Consider the following 26,731-nt stretch of genomic DNA (forward strand, 5'->3'; position numbering starts at 1 on the left):
ACACCACTCTATCATCAGCCTGCTTACTCGAAAGGGAAACTGGACGGGGACAATAGCACGCAGGAAAAGCCATAAGTCGGTAAACTATCGCTACCGCGACTGAATGGCGAGATGAAAAGCTGTGAATGAGGATAAAGGCTAAACTGCTTGAATGACAGTCCGATGGGCCCTATTGTGCAGCTACGGCGAAAGATAGTTGATACGCCGTATAACATGCGTAAATGTACGGTATCCCATGTGCATTTACACTATACCGCATGTTTCCAAGCCGTAATCTACGGAAAAGGACGAACGTCATATCCGACATCACAGCATGCCATTTTCAATCGTCTAAACGGAGATTGCCTAAGTCGGAACGCTTGCAACAAGCTATGAGCGTAAGGCTCTGAAAATCCGATAAGGCAACGGAGTTTCCATAGTAGTCCGAGGACGGGAAAGCCGTCTACATGGCGAAGGGAAACAGGTATTCGTTTAATACTGAAAAAGGAAGGATGTGCGAGACATTGAGAAATCCTTTAGAGGTATTAAAAAGTCTAAGCACAAAGGCGTGTAACTCCAAGTACCGATTTCAACGGCTATATCGGAATTTGTACAACCCTGAATTTTATCTGATGGCCTACCAAAACATCTACGCAAAACCGGGTAACATGACCAAAGGCGCGGATGGACAAACCATTGATGGCATGGGAATGGAACGTATCTCCAAGCTCATCGACAGTATGAGGAATCATTCTTACCAACCAAATCCCGCAAGACGGGTATACATTCGGAAAGCAAACGGAAAAATGAGGCCTCTTGGTATCCCATCTTTCGATGACAAACTGGTGCAAGAAGTAGTTCGCATGATGCTGGAGAGCATCTATGAGCGTACATTCTCCCGTCTTTCTCATGGCTTCCGGCCAAACAGAAGCTGCCACACCGCGCTTGTGCAAATCAAAAAGGAATTTACAGGAGCGAAATGGTTCGTTGAAGGCGACATTAAAGGATTTTTCGACAACATCGATCATCATATTATGGTCGATACACTACGTCGAAGAATCGATGACGAATATTTCATCGCCTTGATATGGAAGTTTCTTAAAGCCGGATATTTGGAAGATTGGAAATTTCATAATACCTACTCGGGCACGCCGCAAGGCTCTATCATAAGTCCGATTCTTTCAAATATCTATCTTGACCGGTTTGATAAACATATGGAGAAGTATATCAAATCGTTTGATAGAGGAACTTTCCACCAACGAACAAAAGAATACCGCTTCTGGGAATACAAACTCTCGGTCAAGCGCAAAGAAACCACGGCGAGATGGAACGGTATGTTCGACGAGGAGAAACAACTCGCTTTACAGGAAATCAAGGCTTTGAAGACCAGCATGCAGAGCGTGCATTGTCGCGATCCCTTTGATCCCACATTCCGCAGGCTCAAATATGTCCGGTATGCAGATGACTTTTTGGTCGGAATTATCGGTTCAAAAGAAGATGCCGTACAGGTTAAACGTGATATTGGCAACTATCTTCGGGAAACCTTGAAGTTGGAAATGTCCGAGGAAAAAACGCTGATTACACACACGGCAACAAAAGCCCGGTTTCTAGGCTACGACATCTGTGTCTGCCGCGATCAACAGACACACTACGGCAGGCGCAGCATGAGCAACAGAGTCTTGCTGTATATGCCGCAAGAAAAGTGGCTGAAAAAACTGCTGGCCTATAAGGCGCTTCGCATCAAAACGGACAGAGACCAAAAAAAAATCTGGAGACCTAAGCATAGACGGTATCTGGTAGACAATGATGACCTTGAGATTCTGAAAAAGTACAATAGCGAAATTCTGGGGATGTACAATTATTACCGATTAGCCCACAACGTCAGTAACCTCCAAAGCTTTAAATATGTGATGGAATACAGCATGTACAGAACCTTTTGCCTGAAATACCAATGCAGTATTGGAAAACTCAAAAGGAAATATTGCATTGACGGGAAGTTCGCGGTCAGATACCAGACGACTTCAGGTGAAAAGACGCTGTTTCTGTACAATGGAGGATTCAGACGCCAAGAAATGCCGGATACGAGGCCATCCATAGATAACAATCCCGACAATATCTCGGTCACTATGGCTAGAACAAGCATGATGGACCGGATAAAAGCCTGCAAGTGCGAATGGTGCGGTAAAGGAGGAGTCTCCATCCATATGCATCATGTTAGGAAGCTAAAAGACCTAAAGGGCAAACGGGCTTGGGAAAAGGTGATGGTCGCTCGGAAACGGAAAACGATGGCGCTCTGTGTTAGCTGTCATAAAAAATTACACGCTGGATTGCTAGACTAAGAATACTGGAGAGCCGTATACAGCGAGAGTTGTATGTACGGTTCGGAGGGGAGCGTTTGGAAACCTGCCGTAGTAATGCGGCAAGGCGCCGGGCGCTTACCCTACGCGGGAACGAATGTACAAACGAAGCTGATTGCCCTTCACGACCTCGACTGCCCTTGGCGTCCGCGCGACCTGGAGCAGCGCAGCGGGCGCATTATCCGGCAAGGCAATCAGAACAGCGAGGTGCATATTTTTCGCTATGTGACGGAGAACACGTTCGACGCGTATTTGTACCAGACACTCGAAAACAAGCAGCGCTTCATTTCGCAGATCATGACCAGCAAATCGCCTGTCCGTTCCGCCGAGGATATTGACGAGACGGCTCTCTCCTATGCCGAGGTGAAGGCGCTGGCGACCGGCAACCCGTACATCAAAGAGAAAATGGACCTGGACATTCAGGTATCCAAATTGAAGCTGCTCAAAGCCAACCACTTGAGCCAGCGCTATGCGCTGGAGGACCGGCTGCTCAAAGTGCTGCCGCAGCAAATCAAGTCCACGGAGGAACGAATTGCCGGCTATGAACAGGACGTTGCTTTGTATACACGTTCTCTGGCATCCGAGGCGGATGGGGCAGATAAATTCCCCGGCATGACGGTCAAGGATTACACCTATTCGGAGAGGGCGGCGGCGGGCGCGGCTTTGCTCGACGCATGCAAGGGCATGACGTCGCCCGATCCGCAAGCAGCGGGAAGCTATCTTGGCTTTTCCTTGTGGCTGTCCTTTGACAGCTTCCATAAGGAGTACAAGGTCACGCTGCGCGACGCACTGGGTCATACGGTGACGCTCGGAGCGGATGCAGGCGGCAACATAAGCCGCATCAACAATGCCTTGTCCGACTTGCCTGTAAAGCTGGAGCATGCCCGTGAGCAGCTTGCCACCTTGCGGCAGCAAATGGAAACGGCGAAGGAACAAATCGCGGCTCCATTTGAGAAGGAGCAGGAACTGCAAACGAAAGCGGCGCGGCTTGCGGAATTGAATGCGCTGCTCAACATGGACAAACGGGAAAACGTAGCCGTGGACAGCGTGCCTGACGATGAACCGGAAGCGCCGGAACGGCGGGTGGTGGGCCGTGAGCGATAACGGTCTGACACCGTCGTTCCTACCCCTGAAAGGGAACTTCTTGCTGACCATTACGGAAAAGAACATGGTATCGGTGCGAGCATTTCACAGATCGAAGATATGCCCGTCCGTTAAAGGTAAAATCACATGATGAATTGGACTCCAGCTTCGGGGTCCTTTTCTTATTTCCGGAGGAATGAACATGTTGTATGCCATCCCAAGCGGCGGATGCTTTTGTCCGATTTTGCCGCCTTTTGGTTACGGAACCGGCTTGATCGAGGAGGATGAAACCGTGCCATCGTTGGAGTTGATATCCAAAGAGAAAAACGGATTTGGCGACACGTATTATTACATCCGCGACTCAAACGGGGTGACCAGTCAAGTTCATGAAGGCGATTTAGACGCATTCATGAAAAAGAAAGGCGTTACGAAGTTGAAGGAAGGCAGAGCTTATACGTACCCCAAAAAGAGGGGTAAGGCACGATGAACAATATACCCATCGGACGCTGTCTGGATTTCCAAAAGGAGCTGCGGCAATGAGCTACGTAAACAAGGAACAGATCGAACGCGCCAAAAGACTGGATTTGCTCACGTATTTGCAAATGTACGAGCCTTCGGAACTGATACGTTGCTCCAGCAATGTCTTCACCACCCGTACACACGACAGTTTGAAAATTTCCAACGGCAAATGGTACTGGTGGTCAAGGGGGATTGGCGGGCGCTCGGCGCTGGATTACCTGATCAAAGTGCGCGGCATGCCTTTTCTCGATGCGGTGCTGCAAATGGAAGGCGTTCATCCCGGCAACATGCTTACGGTTTCGCAATCGTGCCAACAACGCACATCTACGGCGCGGTTGGAGCTTCCAGAACCGTATGAAAACTCTCATCGCGTCATGGCTTATTTGAGCAAACGGGGCATCCACCGCTCGGTGATCGACTACTGTCTGGAAACGGGAAGGTTGTATGAAAGCCGCCGCTACCACAACGCGGTATTCGTCGGTTTTGACCAAGATGGGACGCCGCGCTATGCGGCGATACGCGGTACGACAAGCACCCGTTATATGGGAGAAGTTGCCGGCAGCGACAAGCGGTATTCATTTTCCATTCCGGCCTCGGAAAACAGTACGGAACTGCATCTGTTTGAGAGCGCCATTGATCTCTTATCCTACTGTACGCTGGAACATCTCGCCGGCCGGGATTGGCGGCAGGCGCATAAGCTGTCGCTGGCCGGAATATACAGGCCCAGGACAAATGGGGAGGACTCTACTCCCCCGTCTGCCCTAACGCATTACTTGCAGTGCTTTCCCCAAGTAAATCGACTTGTTCTGCACCTGGATAATGATGAGCCGGGGCGATTGGCGGCAGCCACGATACAGAGGCTCCTCTCCCCCGCCCTTCTCATATCCGATGCGCCGCCTAAGTTCGGAAAGGATGTAAACAACGAATTGATGGAATTCCGAAGAAGACGCGGTGAACCATCCCGATAGCGGTAGACGCTGAACGGTTGGTGTCTTTTTTTATGGGTTACGGAAAATTTTCGCAGCATGTGGATAAGATGTGAATAGATTGAGGATAAGCGCAACTGCATTGATTGTATAGCGTGTAATAGGTATAATAAAATCAATATACAGCTATCAAGGAGTGACCAAGATGATTATCAAGCCTTCCGCCAGTATCCGGCAAAACTATAATGAAATCGCCGATCTATGCAAATCGTCCGGGGAACCGGTGTATCTGACCAAGAACGGTGAAGGCGATCTCGTCGTGATGGACATTGAGACGTTTTCCCGTCGCGAGAAGATGTTAAAGCTGCGCGAAGAACTGCTCGCTGTGCAAGAGGATCGTTTGGCGGGCCGTGTTGGTGTGACGCCGGATGAACTGGACGCTTACCTGGAGGGCATTATTGACGAGGTTCAGCATGGAAAAGATGCCCCGTTATAAGATCATCGTTTCCGATCGCGCCCGCCAAATGCTGGCGGTTCATGTGCGATTCCTTGCGGAAAAAAATCCGGATGCGGCGCGAAAAACGAAAAACGAATTGCTGCAAGCGATACGTTCCTTGGCGAAAATGCCGGAACGCTATCCTTTTCTGGAAGCTGAATTTATTCCGTCAAACAAGTATCACAAGATGTTCGTGGAAAAATGGTATCTGGTGTTGTATCAGATTCAGGATGAAATCGTGTATGTCGATTTCATTGTAGACTGCCGCCAGGATTACCGCTGGTTGGTGCGATAACAAAAAAGTTCTGAGGAAGACGCTGAGCGAATCGGCGTCTTTTTGTGTTTTTGGGGTCCTCTCTTTTTCCCGGCAGGTGCTTTGAAGGCGACGCGAGACGAATGTCTCGTGTTGCAGCAAGCACTGAATTTGGCTAGCCAAATTCGCTTGTTAGGGGCGAAGCCCCTAAGCCCCCCTCCGTTTCGACGCCATCTTTTTGATGACTGAATGGGATAAGATCGTGTTATTCGTGGCGACGAAAATCGCTTTGGGAAGCTTGTGTTTGAAAGGGGTGATCGGATGAGGAAGCGTTCCATTTCCGTTCTTGTACGCTTGAATGAAAAGGAGCGGCAGCACCTTGCCAGCCAAGTGAAAAAATCGGGACTTTCTCAGGAGGCGTTTATTCGCACGCTTATCAATGGTTATGTGCCCAAGGCGCTGCCGCCGCCGGATTATTACGCCATGATGCGCGAGCTTCACGCCATCGGCAACAATCTCAATCAACTGGCGGCGAAAGCGCATGCGACAGGTCATCTGGATCGGGCCACTTTTCAACAGGAGGCAGATCGGTTGCGCCGCGCCGTCCAACAGATTCAACAGGCCGTGACTGCGCCGGAACGAAGGACCGAGCAAGCGACTCCAAATGTGCATCCGCCGTAAAGGAGGTGTCACGCTTGGCGACCACAGCCATCTGGAATGTCACCGACCGATTAAAACGCGTGATCGACTATGCGGCCAATCCCGAAAAGACAGCCTTTGATCGGGATGAACGGCAAAGTTTGCAGCAGGTGCTGGATTATACGCAGTCCGGCGACAAAACCGAAAAGCAGTTGTATGTGAGCGGCATCAACTGCGATCCGCTAACGGCCTATGAGCAAATGCAGCGCACCAAGCGGCAGTTTCAAAAGACGGATGGCATTGTGGCTTTTCACGGGTATCAGGCGTTTGCGCCTGGCGAAGCTACGCCGGAGATCGCGCATGCCATCGGCGTCAAACTGGCGCAGGAGCTGTGGGGAGACCGTTTTGAAGTCATTGTAGCGACCCATCTGGACAAGGAGCATTTGCACAATCACTTTGTGCTGAACTCCGTCTCCTTTATTGACGGTAAACGGTACTACGACAACAAAGCCTCCTACGCCCTTCTGCGGAGAACATCCGACCGGTTATGCCGGGAACATGCATTGTCAGTAATTGAGCAGCCCGAGCTGGGCAAGGCCAAACACTACGGAGAATGGAAAGCGGATCGGGAAGGCAAGCCGACTTGGCGAGGATTGATTCGGACCGATGTAGATCAGGCGATTGCGGCATCGATGACATGGACCCAGTTTATCGCCGCGTTGCAGAAGCAAGGCTATGAAGTGAAAACGACCGTGAAGCATATGGCGGTGCGTCCGCCCGGTAAAGAACGTTTCGTTCGTTTGCGCAGCTTGGGAGAAGATTACACCGAGGAGGCTTTGAAGCATCGCATATTGCGAAACCGAATTCCCCGTAAATCACAGCCTCTGCCAATGCCACGACGCAGGCGCGCCGTTTGCAAAGGAACGCTTCGATCCGGCAGGAAGTTCAGCGGCTTGCAAGCATTGTACCTGCGCTATTTATATGAGATGGGCATATTGCCTCATTTTCGCGCGTCCGTGAGAAGGACGCCTTTTTTATTGCGTGAAGACTTGCGGCATTTGACGGTTATTACCGCGCAGACCAAGCTGCTCTGTCAGCACCGTATTTCCAGCAAGGATCAGCTCTTGGACTATGTATCTGTCACCCGGAAAGAGATGCGCTTGCTTTACGGCGAACGCAAAGCGCTATACAACCGCCTCCGCCGCTGCAAGGAGGAAAGTCAGATCGTCGCTTACAAAGAGCAAATAGCCGTACGATCCAAGCGGCTTGCCACGCTCCGAAAGGAGGTGAAGCTGTGTGCGGGCATCCTTGCCCGATCCGGTGAAATGATGACTAAACTACATGGCGACAAGCAAAATCAACCATTACGAAGGGAGGATTCCATCCATGAGCAGTGGAACCGAGGCGGCCGATCAGGTCGTCAACATGAGTCTGCGGGGCATCGAGGTGATGGCCAAAATATCCGGCGAAGGCGCTAAGCATTTGGCCGTCTATTTATTTGCCGCCCTGCAGGGGCAGAAACGGACGAAAGGCAGTACTCGTTTGGAAAGCCTGCTCCGCAGCGGCAAGGAACTGAAAGTGTTTGCCGTCAAAAACGAGGACTTGCCCACGTTCTGCAAGGAAGCCAAACGATACGGCGTTCTATACTGCGCTCTGCGGGACAAAAAGAATGTCGATGGATTATGCGACGTGATGGTGCGGGCCGAGGACGCGTCCAAAATCAACCGCATCGTCGAGCGGTTCAAATTGGCGACCGTGGATACGGCCAGCATTAAAAGCGAAATTGAAAACTCCCGCAGCGGAAAGCAGCCGGACCAACCAGCAGCCGGGCAACACCGGCAACAAGCATTGGACAAAATCCGGCAGAAGACGGAGGTACAAGGAGCGGCGGTCAAGGGCACGCCAGCGGAAAAGAGCGCCGACGATTTTTTGGACGAACTGATGCAGAGGCCCGAATCGACGCAGCCAACTTCCCCGGCGAACGGCAACCCAAACCCCACGATGGCGACGACGGAGTCGCCCCATCCGTCCGAGCCTACCTCCGGGCGCAGCGAAGCATCCGCAAGGGGTATGATTGAGCCGAATGGGCGGATAGCGCCGCAGCGGCAATCGATCCGCGAACTGCTGCGCGAGATCCGGGAAGAAAATCGGAAGGCGGAGAAAGAACGGCGTCAGATGGTCAAGGAATCGTCGCTGCCCAAGCGAAGCGAGCGAAATAATGGAAAAGCGAAGACGGGCAAAACCAAACCAATCGGAACCCGAAAGCGAGGGAAAGCCAAATGAGCCATCTGGACGATTTATTCCGGCAGGAAGCAGCCAGTCGTTCATCCACGAATTCGTCCGAGCAACCTTTTGACAAGGAAGCGTGGGCGCTGAAAAAGCAGGAGCTTAGGCAATGGACCTACGAGACGATGGATGCCGCCACGACCGCCATCGCACACAGCGGCGATGAATTTCAGCGATATCTGGATGTGCAAAGCCGTTTCGACCGCTACAGCGTTTCCAATGCGCTTCTGATTCTCACGCAGCGGCCGGAGGCGACCCGCATCGCCGACTTCGATTCGTGGAAGGAACAAGGCGTGTTTATTCGCCGCAAGGAAACCGGCTTTTATATTTTGGAGCCGGGCGAGGAGTACCGGAGGGAAGACGGCAGCACCGGCATCAGTTATAACCTCAAAAAGATGTTCGACATCGCGCAAACGACGGCCAACCAGAAACGGGAACAACCGGCCTATCCGGACGACCGGATGCGTATCAAAGCGCTGATGGATCGCGCCCCTGTTCCGATCGTCATCGGCGATGCGCTCCCGCCGGAAACGCATGCGCTCTATCAGCCGGACACGCGGAACATTGTCATCCGCCGCGGCATGGATGCGGGAGATATTTTTCGGGCGCTCGCCCAGGAGCTGGCGCATGCGGAACTGGATCGCGGCGATGGCCGTTACAGCCGTTCCGATTTTACGTTCCATGCATACTGCTCCTCTTACATGCTGTGCAAACAGTTCGGCGTAGACACGTCTTCCTTTCGTTTCCATCGAGTGCCGGAGAAGCTGAAGGATATGGAGCCGCAGCAAATTCGCGCCGAACTGACGGTGATGAAGGATACCGCGCATGACATTGCCCGCAGGATGAACCGAATGCTGGCGCAGCAGCGGCAGCAGCATCGGACAGAACCAGCAAGATAGGAGCGCCGTTAAGTTCTATTTTACTTGGGAGGGAGCGCCTGTGAAGGAAGAAGAACGGATTCTCTGTTTGGATCATTACGAGTATGGCATTGTGGTGCATGCGCTGAATGCGCTGCGAAACGATTTGATCGGCGAGAGGCGCCCCACCGATGCCGTCGATGAACTGTTGCTCAAAACAATTGAAGCCCCTTATCAAAAACATAAACGCCGGAGCCATCATGAGGCGCGTTGAAACCGCAAGGAGTCATTTGATACTCTTTGCGGTTTTTTTGATTCCCGTCGTTTGGGCGGCATTGCTCACCGCCCCTTCTCTTTCCGGGGGGCTGCCGGCGATTGTGGAGCATCTGAGTGTGGCGATCCACCAACCTTTTGACATCCGATGGGTGGACGATACGCCCCGCTGTCTGCTCTTTTTTTTGCTGGCTTATGGACTCGGCGTCGGCGTTTATCTGGCCTCCCCGCGAAACTACCGGCGCAGGGAGGAGCACGGCAGCGCCCGTTGGGGCCGGGCGAAAAGCATATGCGCCAAATATCGAAGCAAGCAGCCGGAGCAAAACAAAATTTTAACAAAGCAGATTTGCATCGGACTCGACGGCCGCAAGCATCGCCGGAATGTGAATGTGCTTGTCGTAGGCGGTTCCGGCTCCGGCAAAACGCGCTTTTACGCCAAACCGAACGTTATGCAGGCGCACACGTCGTTCGTCGTTCTCGACCCGAAAGGCGAAATCTTGCGGGATACCGGCCATCTGCTCAAGGGCAAAGGGTATGATATCAAGGTGCTCGACCTGATCAATCCGCACCGTTCTCATGGCTATAACCCCTTCGCCTATTTGCGGGACGACAAAGATGTATTGAAACTGGTCACCAACTTGATTCGCAATACGACGCCGAAAGGCAGCAGCACGAATGACCCCTTTTGGGAACGATCAGAAACGGCGCTGTTGGAGGCGCTCGTTTTGTATTTGCTCTATGAAGCGCCGCCGGAGGAACAGAATTTTCCGATGGTGATGGAGATGATCGCCGCCGCCGAGGTGCGGGAAGAAGACGAAACCTACCAAAGTCCGCTGGACGAGTTGTTTGAACGGCTGGCCATGCGCGACCCGGAGCATTTGGCGGTCAAACAGTACAACATCTTCAAGCTGGCGGCGGGTAAAACGGCCAAATCGATTTTGATCGGCCTCGGCGTTCGGCTGGAGAAGTTCAACTTGCATACGATCGCCGGGATGAGCCTGGTCGATGAAATGGAATTGCCTGTCATGGGAGAAAAGAAGACGGCGCTGTTTGCCGTCATTCCCGACAACGACAGCAGTTTCAACTTCATGGTCGGGATGCTCTACACCCAGCTTTTCCAATGCCTGATGTATGAGGCCGACTACCGGCACGGCGGACGCTTGCCGGTACACGTGCATTTTGTGATGGACGAATTTGCCAACGTCGCCTTGCCCGATGAATTCGACAAGCTGCTCTCCACCATGCGCAGCCGCGAGATTTCGGTTTCCATCATCCTGCAAAATCTGGCGCAGCTTAAAGCGCTGTATAAGGAGTCGTGGGAATCGATCGTCGGGAATTGCGATGTGTTCTTGTACCTGGGCGGCAATGAACAATCCACCCACAAATACGTCTCGGAGCTGCTGGGCAAGGAAACGATCGACACGAACACGTACGGCCAAAGCAAGGGACGCAGCGGCAGCTATTCGATCAACTATCAGCTGTCCAGCCGCGACTTGCTTACACCCGATGAGGTGCGGCTCCTCGATAACCGCTATGCCTTGCTCTTTATTCGCGGCGAGCGTCCTGTTCAGGACGACAAATACGATTTGCTCAGGCATCCCCATGTCGCGCTCACGACGGATGGCAAGGGTCTTCCCTACCAGCATGGGGGTACGGAACTTGCGCTCGATTGGCGAACCGTGACGCTTGATGAAAACGGAGAGTACGAGCTTCTGTCGGAAGAAGACATGGAGTCGCTATTTTTACGAAGGGAATGATGAAATTGAAGTTCAAAAGGAAACGGCTGCTGGCACTGTACATCATGCTGATGTTAACGGGAACCGTATTCGTCTCTACCGCTTATGCCGAGGGCGACCCGATGACGACGGTCAATAATTTGTCCACTTTCATATTCGGATTAATACGGGCCATCGGTATGATCATACTCGGCTTCGGCATTGTCCAGATCGGATTGTCGCTCAAGTCTCACGACCCTTCCCAGCGGGCGAACGGGTTCCTGACGCTCGCCGGCGGGATTATCATTACCTTCACGAAGGAAATTCTTACCCTGATTGCCGGATAAACGGGAGTCGCAAATGAGGGGAACGGACGGTTTGTCTGTTCCCCGTTTACAGAAAGGGGTGAGAATATGGCCAAGAACAGTTGGATTATTGACAATCTCGAACATGCGCTCGATACGTGGAACGAGAAAATGAACGAAATCTGGCAACTCGTTACCGAGTCGCCGGCCGACTTCAAAGGCGGCGGCGTTTGGCGCGTCATTACCGACATTCATGGCGCGTTGCAGGCGACGGGACTGGCGCTCCTGGTCTTGTTTTTTGTGATTGGCGTGGTGAAGACGACCGGCAGTTTTGCCGAAATGAAAAAGCCGGAGATGGCTGTCAAGCTGTTTATCCGTTTTGTCTTGGCCAAAGCGGTCGTCACCTACGGGCTGGAGCTCATGATGGCGCTGTTTACCATTGTTCAGGGAATCATCTCCACGATGATGGGACGTTCCGGGTTCGGAAAGACGGAGGCCATGACTTTGCCGAACACCATTGTAAAAGCGATTGAAGACGTCGGCTTTTGGCAAAGCATTCCGCTGTGGGTCGTCTCCCTTCTGGGCAGTCTGTTCATCACGGTATTGTCTTTTGTGATGATTCTCTCGGTGTACGGGCGTTTTTTTCGCATCTATTTATATACAGCCATCGCTCCCGTTCCGCTGTCCGCCTTTGCCGGGGAACCAAGCCAAAATATTGGCAAATCGTTTCTCAAAGGGTATGCGGCCGCTTGTTTGGAGGGGGCAGTGATTGTGCTCGCCTGCATCATCTACTCCGCCTTTGCCTCCGCTCCCCCGGCGGTCGATGAAGGCGCAGGTGCGGTTACGATGGTGTGGACCTATATCGGAGAGTTGATTTTTAATATGCTCGTTCTCGTCGGTACGGTGAAAATGGCGGACCGGGTGGTGCGTGAAATGTTAGGGCTGTAGCTTCATTCCGATTCTTCGCCCAGCAATTCCCGGACGGAAACATCCAGCGCTTTGGCAATCGCAACGACTTCGTAGTCTTGGACAAGCCGATACTGCCCTTCCAGACGCGAAAGACTGGTAGGACTGATGTCAAGGCCAGCCGTTTGCAATTTGGCCAGAAACTCCTTCTGTTTCATCCCCTTTGCCTTGCGGATGGCAACGACTCTCACGCCGATTATATTTTTGTCGCCTGGCGGTTCTTTTCGATGTTTCATTTGTATGCACCTCACATTACAAGCAAAATTGTACGTGAGTGCATCATTGTTTTAATGCGAATATCGCATTAAAATGAAATAAACCGATTTTCGCAATAAAATGGAGAGGTAAGCTATCATTTGACAGCCAGGGACGCCGATCTAATGAAGACACTGGGAGGCTGACCGATGACACGTTTGCTTGGTCAATTGGAGGAGGAAAGAAGAAAGTTGAACGAACTCGGGAAAAAATCTCTTGAACAGGGAATTCCTCTGTTCGAGAATGAGGCGGTTCAGGCTCAAAGCCGGAAGGTGGACGAATTGATCGTCCGACAGCACCGCAAGAGGGCCGAACGAGAGCACCAGCTGCGCTAACACACGTTCGCGCAAGGAGGGGGATGTCAATGGAGTTTCCGTTATGGTTTCAAAACGCGATCCAGCGGCGGCTGGACCACGTTTCAGCTCGGATTGAACGCCATCCCGAGTTGTGCAGATGTCGCGATGAAGAGAACACAGCTTTTCATGCGATGTTTTCCGGCGTGGATATGACGCAGTTGCCGGCGTTTATGGAATGGGAGGACAAACAACATTTCACAAGGGCATTGGAGAATGAACGCTTGTATTTGCAAGGGATGAGAGACGGCGTACAGCTTGCGTTTGCGCTGCTCTTCGATCCCCTTCCATCCGAGAATGAGTTGTTGGCAAGACCGAAAAAGACAGAGCCAACATCGGTTAAACCGGAGGCTGGGGGCGAGTTGTAGACCATAGTGAACATCGTTTATGGGAGGATTTCAAATGGAAGTGAAAATCAACCGGGAAATCCGGGATTATACCGAAAGCTTATTCTTTGGACTGTCCTTGCGGCAGTTCTTTTTTTCTGTACTGGCTGTCGGCGTTGCGATCGGACTTTATTTTGGACTGCGAGGCCGCTTTGGTTTGGAAACGCTCAGTTGGATGTGCATTTTGGGGGCCGCGCCCTGCGCAGCCTTGGGTTTCATCAGCTATCACGGCATGACGGCCGAGCAGTTGCTTTGGGCGTATTTGAAATCGGAATTTCTGTTGCCAAGGCGATTCGTCTTCTTCTCGACTAACATCTACGTTGAAGCGCTGAAAAAGAGCATGCAGTATCATGAGCAGGAAAGGATGAAGCGCCGTGATTAAAACGCTCAGACGCATCATCAAGCAGGACAAGGAACGATTTGTTATCCCGAAAGGCGTTCAGCAAGTCATCCCGATTCGCGCCCTTTGGCCGGACGGGATTTTTTTTGTCGGCAACAAGTTCTCCAAATCGTATCGGTTCGAGGACATCAACTACGCCGTAGCGTCCAGGGAAGACAAGGAAGCGATGTTTTTGTCTTATTCCGAGCTGCTCAATTCCTTTGACAGCGGAGCGACCACGAAGATCACGATCCATAACCGGCGTATGAATCGGACCGATTTTGAAAGCTCGATTCTGATTCCGCTTCGGCAAGACCATCTTGATGTGTACCGGCAAGAGTACAACGAGATGTTGCTCGCAAAGGCCATCGGCGCGAACGGAACGATTCAGGAAAAGTACGTTACCATTTCTGTCGCCAAGAAAAATGTGGAGGAAGCCCGCCAATACTTCGCGAGGGTCGGAACCGAATTGATGTCGCATTTTTCCCGTCTCGGTTCCAAATGTATCGAACTGGATGCAACCGACCGTCTGCGCATTTTCCATGATTTCTTTCGGATTGGCGAGGAAGCGGATTTTCGTTTCCATCTGTCCGAAACAATGCGCAAGGGGCATGATTTCAAGGATTACATTTGCCCGGATACGTTCGAGTTTGAAAAAGATCATTTTCGGATGGGCAACTTTTTTGGCCGCGTCATCTTTCTGCGGGAATACGCCAGCTATATTAAGGACAGCATGGTGTCCGAGCTTTGCGACCTGAACCGGAATTTGCTGCTGTCGCTGGATATCATCCCGATTCCGACCGACGAGGCCGTTCGTGAGGTGGAGAGCCGTTTGCTCGGCGTGGAGACAAACATTACCAACTGGCAGCGGCGACAAAACCGGAACAACAATTTTTCTGCCGTGGTCCCTTACGATATGGAGCAGCAACGCAAGGAGAGCAAAGAATTTCTGAACGACTTGACCACCCGCGACCAGCGGATGATGTTCGGCCTGCTGACGATGGTCCATATCGCGGACAGCAAGGAGCAGCTCGACAGCGATACGGAGGCGCTGCTCACAACCGCCCGCAAGCATTTGTGCCAGTTTTCCACGCTTACCTACCAGCAAATGGACGGTCTGAATACGGTGCTCCCCTACGGCTTGCGGAAGGTTCACGCTTTGCGGACGTTAACGACGGAAAGCACGGCTGTCTTTATTCCGTTTCGGGCGCAGGAAATCGTGCATCCGGGCGGCATTTACTACGGACAAAATGTGATCAGCAAAAACATGATTATTGCCAACCGCAAGCAACTGTTGAACGGAAACAGCTTTATCCTCGGCGTATCCGGTTCCGGCAAAAGCTTTACCGCGAAACGGGAAATCGTCAACCAGATGCTGGCCAGCGACGACGATATTATTTTGATCGACCCGGAACGGGAATACTCCGCACTGGTGAACGCATTGGGCGGCGAGACGATTCATATATCCGCCACTTCGCCCAACCATATCAATGCGATGGATATGAATCGTCAATATGGCGATGGAGCCAATCCGATCATTCTCAAATCGGAATTCGTCCTCTCGTTATGCGAGCAGTTGATTGGCGAATATCAACTGGGAGCGAAGGAAAAGTCGCTCATTGACCGCTGCACCGCCAGCGTGTACAGGAAGTATTTGCAGAGCAACTATAAGGGGCAGCCGCCGACGCTTCAGGACTTTCGCGCGGAGCTGCTCAAGCAATCGGAGCCGGAAGCGCAGGACATCGCGCTTGCGATTGAACTTTTTACTTCTGGCAGTTTGAATACGTTCGCCAAGCCGACCAATGTCAATGTCCATAACCGGCTCATCTGCTACGACATTCTCGACTTGGGCAAACAGCTCCTCCCGATTGGCATGCTTGTTGTTTTGGACAGCATCCTGAATCGGATTACACAAAATCGGGTTAAAGGCAAAAATACGTTTATCATTATTGACGAAATCTATCTTTTGTTTCAGCATGAATACAGCGCCAACTTTCTGTTCACGCTTTGGAAGCGCGTCCGAAAGTATGGCGCTTTTTGTACGGGAATTACGCAAAACGTGGATGATTTGCTGCAAAGCCATACGGCCCGGACTATGCTGGCGAACAGCGAATTTATCGTCATGCTGAATCAGGCCAGCACCGATCGGATGGAGCTTGCCGGGCTTCTCAATATTTCGGACCTGCAACTCTCCTATATTACCAATGTTGACGCCGGGAATGGATTGATGAAGGTAGGCAGTTCCCTTGTGCCGTTTACCGACAAGTTCCCGCGGAACACGAAACTGTATCGCCTGATGACGACGAAGCCTGGGGATCATTAACAAACAACAGTAAGCGATTGGTCTTAACCGAGAACAATCGCTTACTTTTTTAAATTGTTTTTCATTTTCCGGTTTAAACACTCTTGTAAAACTCACTGCCAATGGTGCTACTCTTTCTAAGTGGTTTAGGTTTTCGAATGTACCGCTAATTTCTAGTGTTAATTGAACTAAGATACAGCGTGTTTTTCCGTTGAGTAACATTCATTCATTACTTACGTCCGTTACAAAGACATATTCGTGCTCGTCGAGTCCAAACACGGTATGCAGGGATCGAATAACTTCATGGAGCCTTCTCCCTTCGATTACGCACGAAATTTTAATTTCAGACGTGCTGACCGTGTAAATGCTAACGCCGGTTTCGGCAATGGTATGAAACATCGTCGCTGCCAGACCAGGGGAACTGACATTTCCCGCCCCGACGATAGATACTTTCACCAAATCGGAGTGGGTTTCCAAGTTTTTGAAACCAACATCTGCCTGGATGTGATAAAGCACACTTTTTGCCTTCTCCAGATCGGCGAGGCTAACGGTAAAGGACAGGTCAGCCTTGCCATTCCTTATTCCGCCTTGAACGATAAGATCGACATCAATGTCGTCATTCGCAAGCGAATTAAAAACCGCAGCGAGTCGGCTTGGGTTTGTAGGCATATCCAATAAGCTTACATGCGCAATAGGCTTGTCGAACGCGATGCCACGAACCACGATTCCTTGTTCCATATCCGTTTCCTCCTTTACTTGCGTACCTTCATGGTTCGTAAAGCTGGATCGAACGACCAACTTCACTTTATTTTGTTTGGCACATTCCACCGCACGGGGGTGAAGAACCGCCGCTCCGAGATGAGCCATTTCCAACATTTCGTCGTAAGAGATTTCCTTCAGTTTTCTGGCCTGCTTGACGATGCGCGGATCGGTTGAATAAACACCGTCCACATCCGTGTATATTTCGCACAAATCTGCCCGGATCGCTGCTGCAAGCGCGACAGCCGTCGTGTCGGAGCCCCCGCGTCCAAGCGTCGTAATCTCGCCATTCTCTGTCACTCCTTGGAAACCGGCTATAATGACAATGCGCCCCTGATTTAGCGCATTCATTATTCGATCTGCCTGAATGTCGATAATCCGTGCCTTCCCGTGGTTGGCTTCTGTACGAATGCCGGCTTGCCAGCCGGTTAAAGAGACCGCTTGTTCGCCCAGGGCGTGCAGCGCCATCGACAACAGGGCAACCGAAACTTGTTCTCCTGTACTGAGCAGCATGTCCATTTCACGCGCTGAAGGGGTTGCCTCCGCGATTTCTTTGGACAACTCGATCAAATCGTCCGTCGTATCTCCCATTGCGGAGACCACCACGACGCACTGATGGCCTTCCTGCCTTCGGTCCGCTATCCGACGCGCAACGCGCTTTATCCGTTTGGCGTCGCCTACGGAACTGCCGCCATATTTCATCACCAATAATGACAACATTATCTCTCCCGATTATGAATTCGAATACTGTTCCACTTAACTGACGGACAGGCCTTGGAATAAAACGTCTCTTCAAACCTAATCATGCATATACTTGTGCTCGATATCGCAATCCAGATGAATCAGCTCCATTTTTTCCCCGGTGCCGATGCAAATGTCGGATTGAATGGAAGTGACGCGGCAACCGACAATTGCAGCCACTTTAGGTTTCAACAGCGCTTGCAATCGGTCGCGATCCATTTCGACTATCGTCTGATGAATGCTTCTGCCGCGTATGGTATGGACAGAGATGGAATGCTCAATTGTTGGAGTTCCTTTGGCAATGATCACGATATGGTTTTTAATGACTCTTACTTCCACCTCCTGCGGATGTTCACCGATCATTGCAAGTAGGCCTCTTTCAGTTGATTTACAAGCTCCTGCATCATGCATTTCTCCTTTCCGTTACGAGATCAGAATGAGACGTAAGATTCGGCATGTTCCATGATATATTGTTGTTTTATCGGAAAATCACCGTGATGTGGCAAAAGAAAAGGGGTCTCGAGAGTGGATGACAAGTCCATCAACGCCGATTCGGCCAACTCTTTTCGAATCCTTCCCCAATTCTCTTCTTTACCCTGTAGCAATTGAAAGGCTTGGGCAATGTTAAGACCTTTCAGATTCATATATACGGATGCCCATCCGACGAGGTCGAACGGTTTTTTCGTATTAGGCAATCGGTATTCTCCCCAACCGCTAAACCCGTTGCCGGATAGTTTCAGATATCCGCACACGCTACCTTTTTCGTTTTCGAAAAATAAACGCCGGGTCAACTCTTGATCGAAGCGAAATACTTCGATGGAACGGATTCTCTCCTCATACCGAAAACCGGGCGATTCAAGACCCGGCAGTGGATCCGCTTCTTGCACGTGTAACATGCTTGCCACTCTCCCTAAATGTTTTTTTGGGTACGACAAAAAGCCCGAAGAGCAGAGAAACGAAGCTCTCGGGCAGTCTGTTGTCAGTCCATCAGACAAACGCAGCTCGGATACGGTTCTCTCTCAATGCGCTTACGAGGTTAGCTGTCGGGTTAGGGCTTGAGAGTACCCTTTCCAAGTGCCAAGCAGACAAGGAATTCACCCCGTGAAACCATTTAATGGCTTCTGTTGGTTCCCCCGTTTCCCCTTAGGGAATTCAGCGATTCAAATGAATTTGAAGTTGTTTATAGAGATCATACGCTTTTTGCAAGACAATGTAAAAGCCGAATCCAACGCCTATTTTTGATTTTTAGCCTTTTCTCGTGCGCGAAAACGGATGCATCGGACAAAAACTTACGGAGACGGCAATATTTCTACACGAAGGTCCCGTTCTTACGTTTTTGAACGGAGGATGGACGTAGCCGAGGTAAGCGACTCTGTTACTCCCTGGACAGGAAGCGATAGCCGATCCCCGGCTCCGTCAGAATGAACTTGGGCCGAGTCGAGTCTTCCTCGAGTTTTTTGCGTAGATGTCCGATGTACACCCGCAAATAATGGCTGTCGGTCTCATTGTGGTGGCTGCCCCATACTTGTTGGAGCAGCTGACGCTGCGTGACTACTTTCCCGGCGTTGGAGGCGAGAATTTTCAACAGATCGTATTCTGTTGGGGTCAACTTGATCCGTTCTCCCTTCAACTCCACGCTTCGCTGTGCCAGGTCGATGGTCAGCTCGCCGATCTGGAGGATGGGCTCATTCGACGATTTGGCTACGTGCCGCAGCGCAACACGCATTCGAGCGACGAGCTCTCCCATCCCGAACGGCTTGGTTACATAATCATCGGCGCCGCTGTCGAGCGCGACGATTTTATCTTCCTCCCTGTCTTTTGCCGTCAGCACAATGATCGGCGAATTTGACCATTCCCGGATGCGGCCGAGCACTTCCATGCCGGATATGCCCGGCAACCCGAGATCAAGTATGATCAAGTCCGGCAACATCAAGGATGCCTGTTGGAGGCCCTCCTCTCCTGTCGAGGCTTCGTAGATGGCATATTGATGGGCTTGCAGGGTTACCTTCAGAAGCTTTCGAATTTGGGGTTCATCATCGATGATCAAAATGCGAGCCCCATGTTCATTCATGGTCATGATTCGTGGTTCCCCTTTCTTCAGCTGCTGCAAGCAAGTCGTCTTGCTTGTTTAAGGGAAGGGTTATCGTTACAATGGTCCCTCGCGGTTCCTTCGGCTGCGCCGATATCGTTCCTTCATGAAGCTCGACGATTCCTTTGCATATGGCAAGTCCCAATCCCGTACCGGTTATTTGCTTCGCAGCGGTTGAACGGTAAAACTTTTCGAATATCCGATCGTATTCGTCCTCGTTCAGTCCAATCCCCGTATCGGAGACCGAGATGACAACGCCTGCTTCCCCGGTTTTCACTGACAGGACGATTTCACTATAATCCGGACTGTATTTGATCGCATTGCTCACGACATTGACCAACATTTGCTCTAGCAATACTTCGTCACCCAGGACCATAATGGGCCCGTCATCCGGCAACTCGGTGCGCAGCTTGCGATGTTGTTGAAAGTCTTTGACCTGAGATAACGTGACGCCGATCAAGTCCTCCACATCGCACCAGTTTTTCCTGAGGCGCAGCATCCCGCTCTCCAGCTGCACCATGCTGAGCAGATTCGTCACTAGGCGATTCATACGAAGGGCGTCGTCACGAATCGTGACAAGAAGCTCCATTCGATCCTCTGCAGAGAAAATATGCCCGCCCTCGATCAGACCGGTTGCCGAGCCGATGATGGTTGCCAAAGGGGTGCGTAGTTCATGGGAGACCGAATCCAAAATTGCAGTACGAAGGCGTTCCGACTCTGCTGTTAGATGAGCAATTCGGGCTTCCTCCGCCAGCCTGAGGCGAGCGATTGCGCTGGCCGCCAAGCCTCCGAGAGCCTCGAAGAGCCGCTTTTGCTCGGTTGTGATCCCGGTTCGCGCTTCATTCGGATAGAGCGCGATGATACCATATGTGCGGTCTTCGGTCCGAAGCGGAATAAAATAACCCGGAGATTCGTTCAAACGCGAAATTTCCATTCCGGCCGTCTCGACGTGCTCAAACACTCGCTTTGCGATAGACATTTCCGTATTCTCTTGCCTGCAGTCAGGAAGATCGGCAGACTCATGGGCAAGTTTCAGGGTATTCTGGTCATCCGCCAAATAGATCGCGATTTCTGTGTCAAGGGTCTGCGAAACTTGTCGGGAAAAATTGTCCAGCATGGAATGGATGTCCGCGATCGCGCTCATCTGCTTGCTAAGCGCGTACAACGCAGCTGTGTGAGCTTCCCTTTGCTTGGAAAAGAGGACCTGCTGCTTCAGCTTGGCCGCTAGGCTGGCCGTTAATGCTGCCACCGCCAAATAGACGCCAAATGAAACCAGATAGCGCAAGTCTGATACGGTAAAGCTCAGTACAGGAGGCACGAAGAAGAAATCAAAGGCTAAGACACCCAGGATCGCCGCGTAGAAAGCAGGACGCAGTCCCCCGAAGACGGCATTGAAAAGAACCGGGAGTAAATAGATAAGAGCAATATTGACCAAGTCAAAAGCAAGACCAAACGGTTTTAATACCATGGTCATGAGAGCGATCAGCAAAGTCGTGCTTACGTACGATCGCAACGAAATCCATACCGCATTCCATTTATGCATAGCAAAACACATCCTGCTCTTTTTTGTGTCTCTCCTCTCTAGGTTACTGTAAAAAAAGAGTAAAATAAACCGGTACTGGGCGTAAAAATTTCGTAAAAATGATTGAAAAACCTCAAAATAATGAGTAAATACGAGAAAAATGAAGATCTTCTGCCAGGGTCATGAATTCCCAAACATAAAGCACTCTTTTTAAGCGGATATACAATATGCTTCACTTTACAGTTTTTTTGTCTCGGAGTAACATACGTCCATGAATTGAATTGTTTTTCATTTACAGTTGCTTAATTGTGACTCAGGAACAAGAGGGAACCAACTACGGATCAGTGCTTGTGTGAGAGCAAGTCAACCGGATCCGTAAGGGATGAATTCCCCCGCTTATACGAAGCTTAAGCAGGGGCAGGGCGACTCTCACCGCCCGAATCCATAAGCAAAACTCGTAAATGCGGAAGCAGCTCTTTTCAAAAGTGTGGCCCTTGTAGAGAGAGGATGATGAAGCTTGTGATCGTAAGTTTCGACCACAGTGCTTATGCCTCTGTGGTGTTTCGTGAACATGATAATCATCGTTTCAATCGCTGAATTCTTCAATTAACACGAAGGAGCGGGGGAACCAATCGAAGCCGGTCTTGTCGGCTTCATGGGGTGAATCGCCGGTAAATCCGGCGTAGGGCGACTCTTACGCCCGAATCCGACAGCTAACCTCGTAAGCGTCTTTAAGAGAGGCAACAATTGTCGTGATTAGACACGGTGTTTTTTCGTGCCTAAGAAGCTGACGAAGAGTTCCTCTTCCGAAAGCTTCTTTTTTGTTGCCTGTACCAGGATGGAGGAGATTGGCTATGGAAGCTCAAGATGAGTTTGTACTCGTCTCTGCGCCCAACAAAACCGGGGAGCAGTTTATTAAAGCGTTGCGAATCAAAGGAATACCTTATGCAGCGATTACCAATAATGAAACAGAGAAGTCGAGATTGACACATTTGGGCGTCAAGCACATCTTAATGGTCGATACTGTAGACCGGGAAACCTGGCTCATTCCAGAGTTACCGGTAGGGAAGGTGTACTTGTTTGAGTCAAGTTTGCCCTTGATTTGCCGATACATTCAGATCTGCCGATCCTGGACAGGCAAGCCGATCTATATCATCACCGGCAGCAACAATGCAAGACTCATCTACAAAGGACTTGGCGCTAGCTATGTCATTTACACCCGCAGCGATGATGTTTCGTTTCTGCTTGATAACGAAAGCTGAATCCATATCAGGCAAACGTACCGGGTACATGCTTGAAGGGAGGGATGATCATTCATGATGGATATCGCAATGATTTTAACACTAGGTGGCGTATATGGATTGTTTTGCTTATTTTTAGCTTGGTGCGGACGAGTTGCAGGTGAATCGGGGGGAGAACGCTCATGATAATAGTTGCTGTTTTTACGGTTTTGATTTTTTTATATCTCGTTTTTGCTTTGGTGAATCCCGAAAAATTTTAATATGATCTGTATATGTTTGAGGAGGGCATGAAATGGCCATTTTGCAACTGGTAGCGGTCATTGTGATTTTAGTTTTTTTGGTCAAACCTTTGGGGGCATACATCTTTCATGTATTTTCCAATGAACCCAACCGGACCGACAAAATATTCGGACCGATTGAAAGGTTGATCTACGGACTGACCGGTTTGAAAAACCGCGCTGAAATGAGCTGGAAACGATACACGCTCAGCTTGATATTGACCAACGTTATTTTGGTGGCGGTCAGTTATTTGATTTTACGCATCCAGAAATGGCTGCCGATCAACCCGAACGGCATCGATAACATGGAGTCAACGCTTTCTTTCAATACGGTCATCAGCTTCATGACGAATACGAACTTGCAGCACTATAGCGGCGAAACGGGTCTGTCCTATTTTTCGCAAATGGCTGTTATTATGATGATGATGTTTACATCAGCGGCATCCGGCATCGTCGTAGCGATCGCGTTCATTCGCGGTTTGACAAGCAAAGGGAAAACGCTCGGCAACTTCTTCACCGATTTTGTCAAAGCGCACACCCGTTTGCTTATCCCGATGGCGATCATCGTGACATTGGCACTAGTTGCGTTGAAAGTGCCGCAAACGCTTAGTCCGACCGTTCAAGCGACTACGCTTGAAGGCGGGACGCAGCAAATCGCGATCGGTCCGGTAGCTTCCCTCGTATCGATCAAGCACTTGGGAACGAACGGGGGGGGATTTATGGGCGTCAATTCATCGCACCCGTTTGAGAATCCGAATCCGCTAACCAATGTTATCGAGATGTTGTCCATGTGGTGCATTCCGGCCGCGCTGACGTATACGTTCGGCAGATTCGCGCGAAATCAAAAACAGGGCTGGGTGATCTTCAGCGCGATGCTCATCTTGTTTGTCTCCTTCCTGTCCATCGTTTATACATCGGAACTGCGAGGGAACCCAGCGCTGAATGCGCTCGGAATCGACGCTTCGCAAGGCAGCATGGAGGGCAAGGAAGTTCGGTTCGGTATAGCGCAGTCGGCTTTGTTTACAACGGTTACGACTGCGGCTACAACAGGTACGGTCAATAACATGCACGATACGTTGACGCCGCTGGGCGGTCTCGTCCCGCTGGCGCAAATGATGCTGAACTGTGTGTTTGGTGGCGACGGCGTCGGTTTGGTCAACATGCTTATGTACGCAATATTGGGTGTCTTCCTTTGCGGATTGATGGTCGGCCGCACGCCGGAATTTATGGGGCGCAAAATTGAAGCTCGAGAAATGAAACTGGTTGCCATCGCGATTCTCGCTCACCCGCTTATTATTCTTGCGCCTACGGCCATTGCCTTTTTGACGGACTTGGGGAAAGGGGCCATCAGCAATCCCGGCTTCCACGGCATATCGCAGGTGCTTTATGAGTATACGTCTTCCGCCGCGAACAACGGTTCCGGCTTCGAAGGTTTGGCTGACAACACAACGTTCTGGAACGTTTCTACGGGACTTGTCATGCTGTTCGGACGGTACGTTTCCATTGTGGCATTGCTCGGCGTAGCCGGTTCCCTGGCGGCGAAACAATGGGTTCCGGAAACGATCGGAACGTTCCGCACGGACACCAAATTGTTTACGGGTATTCTCGTCGGTATCGTACTGATTATCGGAGCTTTGACCTTTTTGCCCGCCCTTGTTCTCGGTCCGATCGCAGAACATTTGACGCTCCTGAAATAGAAGAGGTGAGATCATGAATACGAAACGAAGAAGCATGTTGTCCGGAGAGATTGTCAAAAAGGCGATCTTGGACAGCTTTATCAAATTAAATCCGGTTGTCATGATGAAAAATCCGGTCATGTTTGTCGTCGAAGCAGGAACGTTCGTCGTGTTGTTAATGACGTTGTTTCCGGGCTACTTCGGTACCGAAGGACGAGTTGGATTTAATCTGGCGGTTTTTCTAATTTTGCTATTTACCGTGCTGTTCGCCAACTTCGCCGAGGCATTGGCTGAGGGCAGAGGAAAAGCGCAGGCCGACACTCTCAAGAAGACGAAAAAAGAAATCATGGCCAATAAAGTGACCGGCAACAGCGTGAAGGTGGTTCCGTCCACGGAACTGCGCAAAGGCGATGTTGTAATTGTCTCGCAAGGGGAGATGATTCCGGGTGACGGGGAGGTCATTGATGGGCTCGCTTCCGTGGACGAGTCAGCCATTACCGGCGAATCCGCTCCTGTCATCAAAGAAGCAGGCGGCGATTTCAGTTCGGTAACCGGCGGCACGCGGGTCGTTAGCGACCGGATAACCGTACGGATTACAAGCGACCCTGGCGAATCGTTCATCGATCGGATGATCGCATTGGTCGAAGGCGCAAAGAGACAAAAAACGCCAAACGAAATCGCGCTGAATACCCTGCTTGTCAGCCTGACCCTGATTTTCCTGATCGTTGTGGTGACATTGGCGCCGATGGCCGATTATCTTGGAATCAAATTGGAGATTCCCGTTCTGATTTCGCTGCTGGTATGTCTCATTCCAACAACGATCGGCGGTTTATTATCCGCAATCGGTATTGCCGGGATGGACCGAGTAACCCGTTTCAATGTACTGGCCATGTCAGGGAAAGCGGTGGAAGCGGCAGGCGACATCGATACGATGATTTTGGACAAAACAGGTACAATCACGTTTGGGAACCGGATGGCCAGCGAGTTCATCGCGGTTGGGGATACGACCGTAGAGACGGTAGCCGAATGGGCAGCCGTCAGTTCAGTGAAGGATGAAACACCCGAAGGCCGATCCGTACTCGAACTCATGAAAAAAGAAGGGTATACGTATCCAACGAATGCGGCTGAAGGTGCGGAATTCATAGAATTTAAAGCGGAAACTCGCATGAGCGGTATCGATTTGCCGAATGGACGAAAAGTTCGCAAAGGCGCGGTTGACGCAGTCAAGGCTTGGGTCAGTGCACAAGGAGGGGTTATTCCCACCGATTTGGAACAAAAAGGGAACGCGATCGCATCGGAGGGCGGAACGCCGCTCGCCGTTGCCGTCGACAATCGAATTTACGGACTCATTTATTTGAAGGATACGGTGAAGCCCGGCATGCGGGAGCGTTTCGATCAGTTGCGAAAGATGGGAATCAAAACGATCATGTGTACAGGAGACAACCCGTTGACAGCAGCGACAATCGCACGAGAGGCCGGGGTGGATGACTTTATCGCCGAGAGCAAGCCGGAAGACAAAATTGCCGTGATCAAGCGGGAACAGGCGGCCGGTAAGCTGGTAGCCATGACCGGAGATGGAACGAACGATGCCCCGGCACTCGCGCAGGCGGATGTAGGACTTGCGATGAACAGCGGCACGACTGCGGCCAAGGAAGCGGCCAACATGGTTGATCTCGACTCCGATCCGTCGAAGATCATTGAAGTGGTGGCGATCGGGAAGCAGTTGTTAATGACGCGCGGCGCCTTGACCACTTTCAGCGTAGCGAACGACATCGCCAAATATTTTGCGATCATCCCGGCCATGTTCATGCTGGCGATTCCGGAAATGGGCGTGCTGAATGTGATGGGACTTGGATCACCGATGTCGGCAATTTTGTCGGCACTTGTGTTTAATGCGATCATTATCCCGTTGCTTATTCCGCTGGCCATGAAGGGTGTTGCTTACAAACCGATGAGTTCCGCCCAATTGCTCAGCCGGAACCTGCTTATCTATGGACTGGGCGGCGTCATCGCGCCGTTCGTCGGGATTAAACTGATCGACATGGTCGTTCACTTATGGGTGTAGTTGAAACGGAATACAGAGAGGAATGAAAATG

Annotated in this window: 28 protein-coding genes and 2 riboswitches; of the genes, 22 read left to right on the plus strand and 6 right to left on the minus strand. The window is 51.0% G+C overall.

All coding sequences use genetic code 11. The annotated features are described in order from the left end of the window. The first annotated feature begins 503 nt into the window (after positions 1-503). The 14 genes from ACSFXJ_RS04895 to ACSFXJ_RS04960 all read left to right on the plus strand — a co-directional run bounded on the left by ACSFXJ_RS04895 (position 504) and on the right by ACSFXJ_RS04960 (position 12,636). The gene (locus ACSFXJ_RS04895; protein ID WP_249861000.1) at positions 504-2,318 is read left to right on the plus strand and encodes a reverse transcriptase/maturase family protein; all 1,815 of its coding nucleotides are present in this window, start codon (positions 504-506) and stop codon (positions 2,316-2,318) included. A gap of 33 nt (positions 2,319-2,351) precedes the next feature. After that, complete coding sequence (locus ACSFXJ_RS04900) at positions 2,352-3,440, plus strand: hypothetical protein (protein ID WP_435924109.1); 1,089 nt, start codon at positions 2,352-2,354, stop codon at positions 3,438-3,440. Positions 3,441-3,621: 181 nt separating this feature from the next. After that, entirely contained in the window at positions 3,622-3,906 is a 285-nt protein-coding gene (locus ACSFXJ_RS04905; protein WP_249861002.1) for a hypothetical protein, read from the plus strand. 49 nt (positions 3,907-3,955) lie between these two features. Then, positions 3,956-4,906 carry a DUF3991 domain-containing protein gene (locus tag ACSFXJ_RS04910; RefSeq protein ID WP_435924110.1) on the plus strand — a complete coding sequence of 317 codons (951 nt, stop codon included), beginning with the start codon at positions 3,956-3,958 and terminating at the stop codon, positions 4,904-4,906. Between the two features lie 163 nt (positions 4,907-5,069). Beyond that, positions 5,070-5,360, plus strand: a complete 291-nt coding sequence (locus ACSFXJ_RS04915; protein WP_036623502.1) for a type II toxin-antitoxin system Phd/YefM family antitoxin — start codon at positions 5,070-5,072, stop codon at positions 5,358-5,360. Beyond that, entirely contained in the window at positions 5,338-5,655 is a 318-nt protein-coding gene (locus ACSFXJ_RS04920) for a type II toxin-antitoxin system RelE/ParE family toxin (RefSeq protein ID WP_124331898.1), read from the plus strand. Before ACSFXJ_RS04915 ends, ACSFXJ_RS04920 begins: the two co-directional genes overlap by 23 nt. A 279-nt stretch (positions 5,656-5,934) precedes the next feature. After that, entirely contained in the window at positions 5,935-6,294 is a 360-nt protein-coding gene (locus ACSFXJ_RS04925; RefSeq protein WP_435924111.1) for a plasmid mobilization protein, read from the plus strand. A gap of 14 nt (positions 6,295-6,308) precedes the next feature. After that, positions 6,309-7,730 (plus strand): relaxase/mobilization nuclease domain-containing protein, encoded by a 1,422-nt coding sequence (locus ACSFXJ_RS04930; RefSeq protein ID WP_435924112.1) that lies wholly within the window; start codon positions 6,309-6,311, stop codon positions 7,728-7,730. Continuing rightward, positions 7,639-8,535: a PcfB family protein gene (locus ACSFXJ_RS04935; RefSeq protein ID WP_435924113.1), complete on the plus strand. Its 897-nt coding sequence runs from the start codon at positions 7,639-7,641 to the stop codon at positions 8,533-8,535. The genes ACSFXJ_RS04930 and ACSFXJ_RS04935 overlap by 92 nt, the downstream gene beginning before the upstream one ends. Continuing rightward, positions 8,532-9,437, plus strand: a complete 906-nt coding sequence (locus ACSFXJ_RS04940; protein WP_435924114.1) for a hypothetical protein — start codon at positions 8,532-8,534, stop codon at positions 9,435-9,437. The genes ACSFXJ_RS04935 and ACSFXJ_RS04940 overlap by 4 nt, the downstream gene beginning before the upstream one ends. A 40-nt stretch (positions 9,438-9,477) precedes the next feature. Further along, positions 9,478-9,669 carry a hypothetical protein gene (locus ACSFXJ_RS04945; RefSeq protein ID WP_435924115.1) on the plus strand — a complete coding sequence of 64 codons (192 nt, stop codon included), beginning with the start codon at positions 9,478-9,480 and terminating at the stop codon, positions 9,667-9,669. Next, on the plus strand, positions 9,656-11,425 hold the full coding sequence (locus tag ACSFXJ_RS04950; protein WP_435924116.1) for a VirD4-like conjugal transfer protein, CD1115 family: 1,770 nt from the start codon (positions 9,656-9,658) through the stop codon (positions 11,423-11,425). Before ACSFXJ_RS04945 ends, ACSFXJ_RS04950 begins: the two co-directional genes overlap by 14 nt. Further along, positions 11,422-11,730 carry a glutamyl-tRNA amidotransferase gene (locus ACSFXJ_RS04955; protein ID WP_435924117.1) on the plus strand — a complete coding sequence of 103 codons (309 nt, stop codon included), beginning with the start codon at positions 11,422-11,424 and terminating at the stop codon, positions 11,728-11,730. The genes ACSFXJ_RS04950 and ACSFXJ_RS04955 overlap by 4 nt, the downstream gene beginning before the upstream one ends. A gap of 66 nt (positions 11,731-11,796) precedes the next feature. Then, the gene (locus tag ACSFXJ_RS04960) at positions 11,797-12,636 is read left to right on the plus strand and encodes a hypothetical protein (protein WP_435924118.1); all 840 of its coding nucleotides are present in this window, start codon (positions 11,797-11,799) and stop codon (positions 12,634-12,636) included. 2 nt (positions 12,637-12,638) lie between these two features. Here the strand turns inward: ACSFXJ_RS04960 and ACSFXJ_RS04965 are convergent, their stop codons facing one another. Beyond that, the gene (locus ACSFXJ_RS04965) at positions 12,639-12,890 is read right to left on the minus strand and encodes a helix-turn-helix domain-containing protein (RefSeq protein WP_435924119.1); all 252 of its coding nucleotides are present in this window, start codon (positions 12,888-12,890) and stop codon (positions 12,639-12,641) included. A gap of 168 nt (positions 12,891-13,058) precedes the next feature. On the opposite strand from ACSFXJ_RS04965, the gene ACSFXJ_RS04970 reads away from it, so the two are divergent. Genes ACSFXJ_RS04970 through ACSFXJ_RS04985 form a run of 4 tightly spaced genes read left to right on the plus strand, consistent with a single transcriptional unit; the run spans position 13,059 to position 16,350 of the window. After that, entirely contained in the window at positions 13,059-13,244 is a 186-nt protein-coding gene (locus ACSFXJ_RS04970; RefSeq protein WP_435924120.1) for an aspartyl-phosphate phosphatase Spo0E family protein, read from the plus strand. A 29-nt stretch (positions 13,245-13,273) separates the two neighbouring features. After that, positions 13,274-13,630, plus strand: a complete 357-nt coding sequence (locus tag ACSFXJ_RS04975) for a hypothetical protein (protein WP_435924121.1) — start codon at positions 13,274-13,276, stop codon at positions 13,628-13,630. A 34-nt stretch (positions 13,631-13,664) separates the two neighbouring features. Beyond that, complete coding sequence (locus ACSFXJ_RS04980) at positions 13,665-14,030, plus strand: PrgI family protein (protein WP_435924122.1); 366 nt, start codon at positions 13,665-13,667, stop codon at positions 14,028-14,030. Further along, complete coding sequence (locus tag ACSFXJ_RS04985; RefSeq protein ID WP_227277955.1) at positions 14,023-16,350, plus strand: VirB4-like conjugal transfer ATPase, CD1110 family; 2,328 nt, start codon at positions 14,023-14,025, stop codon at positions 16,348-16,350. Before ACSFXJ_RS04980 ends, ACSFXJ_RS04985 begins: the two co-directional genes overlap by 8 nt. Positions 16,351-16,551: 201 nt before the next feature. On the opposite strand, the gene ACSFXJ_RS04990 is transcribed toward ACSFXJ_RS04985, so the two are convergent. The 5 genes from ACSFXJ_RS04990 to ACSFXJ_RS05010 all read right to left on the minus strand — a co-directional run bounded on the left by ACSFXJ_RS04990 (position 16,552) and on the right by ACSFXJ_RS05010 (position 21,461). Then, on the minus strand, positions 16,552-17,805 hold the full coding sequence (locus ACSFXJ_RS04990) for an aspartate kinase (protein WP_227277956.1): 1,254 nt from the start codon (positions 17,803-17,805) through the stop codon (positions 16,552-16,554). Positions 17,806-17,886: 81 nt separating this feature from the next. Continuing rightward, positions 17,887-18,192, minus strand: a complete 306-nt coding sequence (locus ACSFXJ_RS04995; protein WP_161655355.1) for a Na-translocating system protein MpsC family protein — start codon at positions 18,190-18,192, stop codon at positions 17,887-17,889. 68 nt (positions 18,193-18,260) lie between these two features. Then, positions 18,261-18,725 (minus strand): hypothetical protein, encoded by a 465-nt coding sequence (locus ACSFXJ_RS05000; protein WP_061575815.1) that lies wholly within the window; start codon positions 18,723-18,725, stop codon positions 18,261-18,263. A gap of 113 nt (positions 18,726-18,838) precedes the next feature. After that, positions 18,839-18,997, minus strand: a riboswitch (cyclic di-AMP (ydaO/yuaA leader). A gap of 207 nt (positions 18,998-19,204) precedes the next feature. Then, the gene (locus tag ACSFXJ_RS05005) at positions 19,205-19,906 is read right to left on the minus strand and encodes a response regulator (RefSeq protein ID WP_120460066.1); all 702 of its coding nucleotides are present in this window, start codon (positions 19,904-19,906) and stop codon (positions 19,205-19,207) included. Next, on the minus strand, positions 19,893-21,461 hold the full coding sequence (locus ACSFXJ_RS05010; protein ID WP_120117236.1) for an ATP-binding protein: 1,569 nt from the start codon (positions 21,459-21,461) through the stop codon (positions 19,893-19,895). Before ACSFXJ_RS05010 ends, ACSFXJ_RS05005 begins: the two co-directional genes overlap by 14 nt. A 560-nt stretch (positions 21,462-22,021) precedes the next feature. After that, positions 22,022-22,183: riboswitch (cyclic di-AMP (ydaO/yuaA leader) on the plus strand. Between the two features lie 111 nt (positions 22,184-22,294). On the opposite strand from ACSFXJ_RS05010, the gene ACSFXJ_RS05015 reads away from it, so the two are divergent. The 4 genes from ACSFXJ_RS05015 (at position 22,295) to kdpB (ending at position 26,700) form a co-directional block, all read left to right on the plus strand. After that, positions 22,295-22,702, plus strand: coding sequence for a hypothetical protein (locus tag ACSFXJ_RS05015; protein ID WP_120117237.1), 408 nt, complete (start codon positions 22,295-22,297; stop codon positions 22,700-22,702). Positions 22,703-22,863: 161 nt separating this feature from the next. Then, positions 22,864-22,941, plus strand: a complete 78-nt coding sequence (locus ACSFXJ_RS05020; protein WP_080612102.1) for a potassium-transporting ATPase subunit F — start codon at positions 22,864-22,866, stop codon at positions 22,939-22,941. Between the two features lie 32 nt (positions 22,942-22,973). Continuing rightward, positions 22,974-24,656, plus strand: coding sequence for a potassium-transporting ATPase subunit KdpA (gene kdpA / locus ACSFXJ_RS05025; protein WP_412838087.1), 1,683 nt, complete (start codon positions 22,974-22,976; stop codon positions 24,654-24,656). 13 nt (positions 24,657-24,669) lie between these two features. Next, the gene (gene kdpB / locus ACSFXJ_RS05030; protein WP_435924123.1) at positions 24,670-26,700 is read left to right on the plus strand and encodes a potassium-transporting ATPase subunit KdpB; all 2,031 of its coding nucleotides are present in this window, start codon (positions 24,670-24,672) and stop codon (positions 26,698-26,700) included. Positions 26,701-26,731 lie beyond the last annotated feature (31 nt).

It is taken from the genome of Paenibacillus salivarius (assembly GCF_051307165.1).
GTDB lineage: Bacteria > Bacillota > Bacilli > Paenibacillales > Paenibacillaceae > Fontibacillus.

Coding starts and splice junctions, on each gene's coding strand:
- ACSFXJ_RS04900 (WP_435924109.1), top strand. CDS start 2,352: ATGTACGGTTCGGAGGGGAGCGTTTGGAAACCTGCCGTAGTAATGCGG.
- ACSFXJ_RS04905 (WP_249861002.1), top strand. CDS start 3,622: ATGTTGTATGCCATCCCAAGCGGCGGATGCTTTTGTCCGATTTTGCCG.
- ACSFXJ_RS04910 (WP_435924110.1), top strand. CDS start 3,956: ATGAGCTACGTAAACAAGGAACAGATCGAACGCGCCAAAAGACTGGAT.
- ACSFXJ_RS04915 (WP_036623502.1), top strand. CDS start 5,070: ATGATTATCAAGCCTTCCGCCAGTATCCGGCAAAACTATAATGAAATC.
- ACSFXJ_RS04920 (WP_124331898.1), top strand. CDS start 5,338: ATGGAAAAGATGCCCCGTTATAAGATCATCGTTTCCGATCGCGCCCGC.
- ACSFXJ_RS04925 (WP_435924111.1), top strand. CDS start 5,935: ATGAGGAAGCGTTCCATTTCCGTTCTTGTACGCTTGAATGAAAAGGAG.
- ACSFXJ_RS04935 (WP_435924113.1), top strand. CDS start 7,639: ATGAGCAGTGGAACCGAGGCGGCCGATCAGGTCGTCAACATGAGTCTG.
- ACSFXJ_RS04940 (WP_435924114.1), top strand. CDS start 8,532: ATGAGCCATCTGGACGATTTATTCCGGCAGGAAGCAGCCAGTCGTTCA.
- ACSFXJ_RS04950 (WP_435924116.1), top strand. CDS start 9,656: ATGAGGCGCGTTGAAACCGCAAGGAGTCATTTGATACTCTTTGCGGTT.
- ACSFXJ_RS04955 (WP_435924117.1), top strand. CDS start 11,422: ATGATGAAATTGAAGTTCAAAAGGAAACGGCTGCTGGCACTGTACATC.
- ACSFXJ_RS04960 (WP_435924118.1), top strand. CDS start 11,797: ATGGCCAAGAACAGTTGGATTATTGACAATCTCGAACATGCGCTCGAT.
- ACSFXJ_RS04965 (WP_435924119.1), bottom strand. CDS start 12,890: ATGAAACATCGAAAAGAACCGCCAGGCGACAAAAATATAATCGGCGTG.
- ACSFXJ_RS04970 (WP_435924120.1), top strand. CDS start 13,059: ATGACACGTTTGCTTGGTCAATTGGAGGAGGAAAGAAGAAAGTTGAAC.
- ACSFXJ_RS04975 (WP_435924121.1), top strand. CDS start 13,274: ATGGAGTTTCCGTTATGGTTTCAAAACGCGATCCAGCGGCGGCTGGAC.
- ACSFXJ_RS04980 (WP_435924122.1), top strand. CDS start 13,665: ATGGAAGTGAAAATCAACCGGGAAATCCGGGATTATACCGAAAGCTTA.
- ACSFXJ_RS04995 (WP_161655355.1), bottom strand. CDS start 18,192: ATGATCGGTGAACATCCGCAGGAGGTGGAAGTAAGAGTCATTAAAAAC.
- ACSFXJ_RS05000 (WP_061575815.1), bottom strand. CDS start 18,725: ATGTTACACGTGCAAGAAGCGGATCCACTGCCGGGTCTTGAATCGCCC.
- ACSFXJ_RS05005 (WP_120460066.1), bottom strand. CDS start 19,906: ATGACCATGAATGAACATGGGGCTCGCATTTTGATCATCGATGATGAA.
- ACSFXJ_RS05010 (WP_120117236.1), bottom strand. CDS start 21,461: ATGCATAAATGGAATGCGGTATGGATTTCGTTGCGATCGTACGTAAGC.
- ACSFXJ_RS05015 (WP_120117237.1), top strand. CDS start 22,295: ATGGAAGCTCAAGATGAGTTTGTACTCGTCTCTGCGCCCAACAAAACC.
- ACSFXJ_RS05020 (WP_080612102.1), top strand. CDS start 22,864: ATGATAATAGTTGCTGTTTTTACGGTTTTGATTTTTTTATATCTCGTT.
- kdpA (WP_412838087.1), top strand. CDS start 22,974: ATGGCCATTTTGCAACTGGTAGCGGTCATTGTGATTTTAGTTTTTTTG.
- kdpB (WP_435924123.1), top strand. CDS start 24,670: ATGAATACGAAACGAAGAAGCATGTTGTCCGGAGAGATTGTCAAAAAG.